At 55.1% G+C, this 4,960-nt stretch carries 7 protein-coding genes; 4 read left to right on the top strand and 3 right to left on the bottom strand.

Annotated features, from left to right (window positions below; translation table 11 throughout):
- Positions 1-312: capsid scaffolding protein (locus ADK28_RS06270; protein ID WP_048795188.1), on the bottom strand; the 312-nt coding region annotated here is incomplete at its 3' end.
- A 147-nt stretch (positions 313-459) separates the two neighbouring features.
- On the opposite strand from ADK28_RS06270, the gene ADK28_RS06275 reads away from it, so the two are divergent.
- The 4 genes from ADK28_RS06275 (at position 460) to ADK28_RS06290 (ending at position 4,407) form a co-directional block, all read left to right on the top strand.
- Positions 460-2,181, top strand: a complete 1,722-nt coding sequence (locus ADK28_RS06275; protein WP_048795189.1) for a terminase large subunit domain-containing protein — start codon at positions 460-462, stop codon at positions 2,179-2,181.
- 3 nt (positions 2,182-2,184) lie between these two features.
- On the top strand, positions 2,185-3,276 hold the full coding sequence (locus ADK28_RS06280) for a phage portal protein (RefSeq protein WP_094887884.1): 1,092 nt from the start codon (positions 2,185-2,187) through the stop codon (positions 3,274-3,276).
- A gap of 295 nt (positions 3,277-3,571) precedes the next feature.
- Entirely contained in the window at positions 3,572-4,000 is a 429-nt protein-coding gene (locus ADK28_RS06285) for a type II secretion system protein M (protein ID WP_239686215.1), read from the top strand.
- Complete coding sequence (locus ADK28_RS06290; protein WP_048795191.1) at positions 4,000-4,407, top strand: type II toxin-antitoxin system death-on-curing family toxin; 408 nt, start codon at positions 4,000-4,002, stop codon at positions 4,405-4,407. Before ADK28_RS06285 ends, ADK28_RS06290 begins: the two co-directional genes overlap by 1 nt.
- A gap of 38 nt (positions 4,408-4,445) precedes the next feature.
- Here the strand turns inward: ADK28_RS06290 and ADK28_RS06295 are convergent, their stop codons facing one another.
- Positions 4,446-4,811, bottom strand: a complete 366-nt coding sequence (locus ADK28_RS06295; RefSeq protein WP_048795192.1) for a type II toxin-antitoxin system HicB family antitoxin — start codon at positions 4,809-4,811, stop codon at positions 4,446-4,448.
- A partial coding sequence (locus ADK28_RS32895; protein ID WP_161802701.1) for a type II toxin-antitoxin system HicA family toxin occupies positions 4,808-4,960 on the bottom strand: 153 nt, incomplete at its 5' end. The genes ADK28_RS06295 and ADK28_RS32895, both read right to left, overlap by 4 nt.

Below are 4,960 nucleotides of genomic sequence, written 5' to 3' on the forward strand. Positions count from 1 at the left end.
GGTGTACACCTTTTGCCGCTTGCGGTTGGTCTTGACCAGCTCGTCGGTAGGGTCGATTTGAACTTCCAGCGCCAACTTGCCCTTGAGAGCGCCATCACCGATCTCGCTATAGCGAGCCGCGGTCACATCCCCCTGAGCAGAAAAAACGCCATCCGGCATGAGGGAGAGAATGTGTTCAATATTGACGCGAGCACCTTTGACCTTTGGATCATAGGTTTCCGCCATATCAATGATGTCCTGGCGGGCCAGCACGCGGCCGTCCAGGGTGTCGCCTTCGACAGCAACGCGGAAGAATTTGGTGGACTTCGTCATGCGAAAACTCCGGGTAGTGAAGGTGTTATTAACCTGTGCCCCCATCATTCCCGTTACTGATTAACGTCGCAAAACGTTCGATTTGTCGCGGACTTGCGACAATTAGCGGAGATATTTTGCCGTACGCGGGCGCGATAGCCTGTTGTCATGAAGCAGATTATCGATCACCGCGACGAAGCCAAAAGCCTGTATTGGCAGGCCTATAGCATCCCTCAAATAGCCGAGCGCTTAGGGGTGAGCGCCAACACGCTCTATTCCTGGCGCCGCCGTGATGAATGGGACAACACACCGCTGTTGAAGCGCGTACAGGAACGCCTGGACGTGCAGCTGCTGCGCCTGGTGGAAAAAGGCGAATCCATCAACAGCCACGACGTTAAGCTTATCGACCTGTTCGGCCGGCAGTTGGAGCGCTTTTCCCGCGATGAGAGGAAGGCCCAGGAGCGGGCCACCCGGAAGAAAACACCGAAGAACCACTTCACCCCCGAACAAGTTGAGGAGCTGCGGGCGCTGGTTCTGGACTCACTGTATGAGCATCAAAAACGCTGGTACAAGCAACGCAGCCGGCGTAACCGTTTCATCCTGAAGTCTCGTCAGATCGGCGCCAGCTGGTACTTTGCGCGCGAGGCGCTGCTGGACGCGCTGGAAACCGGCACCAACCAGATATTTTTATCGGCGAGTCGCGCCCAGGCGTTGAACTTCAAGCACTTCATCCAGTTTTTGGCGCGGCAAATTGGCATTGAGCTTAAAGGCGGCGACGCTATCATCCTGAGCAACGGTGCAACACTGTATTTCCTCGGCACCTCTGCCGCGTCTGCTCAGTCCTATACCGGCAACCTATATCTTGATGAGGCTTTCTGGGTTTCTAAGTTCCTGGAGCTACGCAGAGTGGCGGCAGGGATGGCAACCCATATAGGTTTGCGCCGCACCTACTTCTCAACGCCGTCCAGCGAAGAACATGAGGCATACACCTTCTGGACGGGTGCGTTTTACAACAAGGCCCGCCCGAAAGAGAAACAGGTGGAATTTGATACCACCCACAAGGCACTGAAGAACGGCAAGCTGTGCGGTGACAACATGTGGCGCCAGGTAGTCACGATTGATGATGTCATCGAACAAGGTTTCGACAAGATTAACCTCCAGGAGATCCAAGACGAAAACAGCCCGGAGGATTTCGAAAACCTGTACCGCTGCCGCTTTATCGCCAAAGGTGAGCGCGCATTCGACTATAACGCCCTGATTGGTTGCGGCGTCGACGGGTACAACCGTGATGTCTGGTCAGACTGGAACCCTTACGCCCCGCGCCCCCTGGGTAACCGCCCGGTCTGGATCGGTTACGATCCCAACGGCAGCAGCGGCAAAGGTGACAGCGCCGGCCTGACAATCATCGCGCCGCCGGCCGTTCCCGGCGGCAAATTCCGTATTGTCGAGACCATCCAGCTACGCGGCATGGAGTACGAAGAACAGGCCGATGTGATCAAAGCCCTGCTCAGCCGCTACAACGTGCAGCACATCGGTATTGATGGCAACGGCATCGGTGATGCGGTTCATCTCTTGGTGGTGAAGTTCTTCCCCGCCGCAGAAAAGCTGCTCTATTCGCCAGCATTCAAGCGCGCGCTGGTGATGAAGACGCAAATGGTGATCCGTGCCGGCCGTCTGGAATACGACGCCGGCTTCGGGCAGGAGCTGGTGCGCTCGTTTATGACCGTGCGGAAGTTTGTCACCCCAGGCGGCCAGATCTCCTATGAATCCGACCGCACCAACGGCAGCAACCACGGCGATCTCGCCTGGGCTTGTATGCATGCCCTGATTAACGAACCGATCGGCAGCGATGCCGGCGGCACTGAAGACAGTTTTGTTGAGGAGTTTTAACGTATGGGCCGCAAGCGCAACAATAACCGCCAAAGTAACGGCCGTCCGGAATGGATGGCAAACGAGGCGGCCAACACAGTCACCGCTGACGCTGCTGCAGAACAACAACCGCTCGAGGGGGTGGAGTCATTTTCCTTCGGTGAAGCCTCCCCGATACTGGATCAGCGCGACCTGCTCGATTGCATGGAGTGCGCTAAGAACGGCCGATACTACGAGCCGCCCATCAGCCCCTACGGCCTGGCGCGCATGTTCGATGTTGCCGTGCATCACCAGTCCCCCATCATCTTCAAGCGCAACGTGATCATGAGCTGCTTTAAGCCTCACCCGATGTTGTCGCGGCAGGAGGCATCCGCCTTTGTGCTGGATTACCTGGTCTTCGGTAATGGTTACCTCGAGCGCATCGACAGCAGGCTCGGCCGGCCTCTGAAGCTAAAGCACTCGCTGGCAAAGTACACGCGACGCGGTGAGAACCTGGATCAATACTGGTTTGTTACCTATTACGCAGAGGATCACCCTTTCGCGCCGGGCTCAGTCTTTCACCTGCGAGCGCCGAGCATTCACCAGGAGATTTACGGCACGCCGGAGTACATGGCGGTGCTGCATTCGGCCATGCTGAACGGTGAGGCTACGCTGTTCCGACGCAACTACTACATCAACGGCAGCCACGCCGGCGTGATTGTTTATCTGACCGATCCCGTTGCCAACAACAAGGATGTTGAGAAGCTCAAGTCGTCTCTGAAAGATGCCCGCGGCGGCGGCGCATTCAAAAACCTGTTTGTCTACGCCGCCGGCGGCAAGAAAGACGGCCTGCAAATCATGCCCTTCAGCCAGGTATCGGCGAAAGACGAGTTTACCGGCATCAAAGACGCCACCCGCGATGACATGCTCGCCGCGCACCGCGTGCCGCCGCAACTGATGGGCATGTTGCCGAACAATACCGGCGGCTTCGGCGACATCGAGAAGGCCGCCAAGGTGTTCGCCATCAATGAACTGTATCCGATCATGGAGAACCTCAAGCAGCTGAATGAATGGCTGGGTATTGAGGTGTTCGACTTCACCCCCTACGCGTTGGCTGAATCTTCAACCCCGCAGTAACCCGCCTTCCTCTCTCACGCCATCAGCGCCCCATCACGGGGCGTTGTGCGTTTGCACGCCAGTGCATGGCTCACAATGAAACAAACGAACAGCGAGCGATACCAGCAGCAGAAACCCTATAAGAAAAAGACCTCTCTGGCACCCCTCAGCGCGCGATTGCTCCCCCGCCTCGCCCGCGCGCTAAAAGGGTGCTTTTTTGTGCAGTTGTGCAGGGGGCGCAAAGCCGCGCCGGTGCTGGTTTGGGTGGGGTTTTCAGGAGGGGGAAAAATTGTGCAATATTGGGCGTGGTTGTGCAATGAATAAAACTGCCGCTGGCCGTGTTATTATTAAGCCATGGGTCGTTACATTTAAAGCACGAGCGCGAACAATGGAAACCAATATGAAGACTGTCACTGATGCCGAATTTCGCGCAAATCTAGCGGATATGCTGGATTACCTCCGCTCCGGTGGCACTATCACCGTTATCAGCGATGGTCAGAATAATGTCACATTGTCTGGTGCTGATTTATCCCCAGAAGACCCAGCCGCCGCAGCCCGTCTAAAATCACTTCGTGAAAAGGTTAGAGGTATGAGTCAAACCCCACTGGTTCAAGCGTTGCGTGACCTGGAAAAACAGCACCCGGCGCTTTTTATTCCACGAAAAATACCCTTGTCGTTTGAAGATGCAATGAAGCGCACAAGAGAGAAGCACGCAGAAATCATTAAGAGACTTGAGGATAACTAATGGCATTGGTTTTTCTTTCGTCTGATGAAGTTCAGCGCATCCATGCGGAGACACTGCCACAAAGCGGCAATGCCAATAGAGCGTTACTCGATGGCGCCCTGAGCAGAGTTCAAAATCTGCATTATTATGAAGGGGTCGATGATATTTATGCTCTTGCTGCTATGTATCTGATAGGAATAGCGAAAGCCCACGCTTTTCACGACGGCAACAAACGCACTGCGTTTCAAGCATCATCCATATTTTTGATGATGAATGGCTCCGAGCTTTCAAATTCATTATTGCTGGTCAAGTTAACGGTATTTGCCGCGATGGGCTCCGCCAGCCTTGAGGAAACCACGTTTTCTCTGAAGTTACTGTCCGATTACGGCAATCACCTGATCAACGATTACAACGACGATTACCTGTAAATGAGGGGCGAGGTGAATCCCCCGCCTGTTCATTTAGCCTAAGCGTGTTTCATTCGCTCATTCAATGTTTCGACGATGAAAGCGTTCACTGATACCTCGTTTTCGGCAGCCGCCTGGTTCAGGCGTTCCCCGAAAGACTCCGGATAGCGCAGAGTAAACGTCTTGATTTTCTCTTGCCGGGCGTATGGTTCTATCCCTGCGGCGCTGCAATCGTCCAGGTATTCGCGCAAAGAGATCTCCCCCTCGGCTTTCAGCCCCTGAATGCTGTCCGAAACGAAATCACAGTAACCCGACAGCCCGAGAAACTTACCGCGGAACGCGCCGATCTCTGGTACGTAGCTGATGATCGCCGGCTGCCCAGCGATCTCCATGGTGTTCGGGGTTACTGCTGCTGTTTTCGTCATGGCTTAACTCCTATGCTTTCCAGCCATTCGCGGAGACTGACTACCGCGCCCTTGTCCGTGTCTGGTGATGGGTGTGGCCGGTGAAAATTGGCGATGCTGCCATTGAGCAGAAACTTACACCGCGATCCCCGCCCCTCTTTAACTTCCCC

It is taken from the genome of Serratia sp. 506_PEND, assembly GCF_001076875.1.
Lineage (GTDB): Bacteria > Pseudomonadota > Gammaproteobacteria > Enterobacterales > Enterobacteriaceae > Serratia > Serratia marcescens.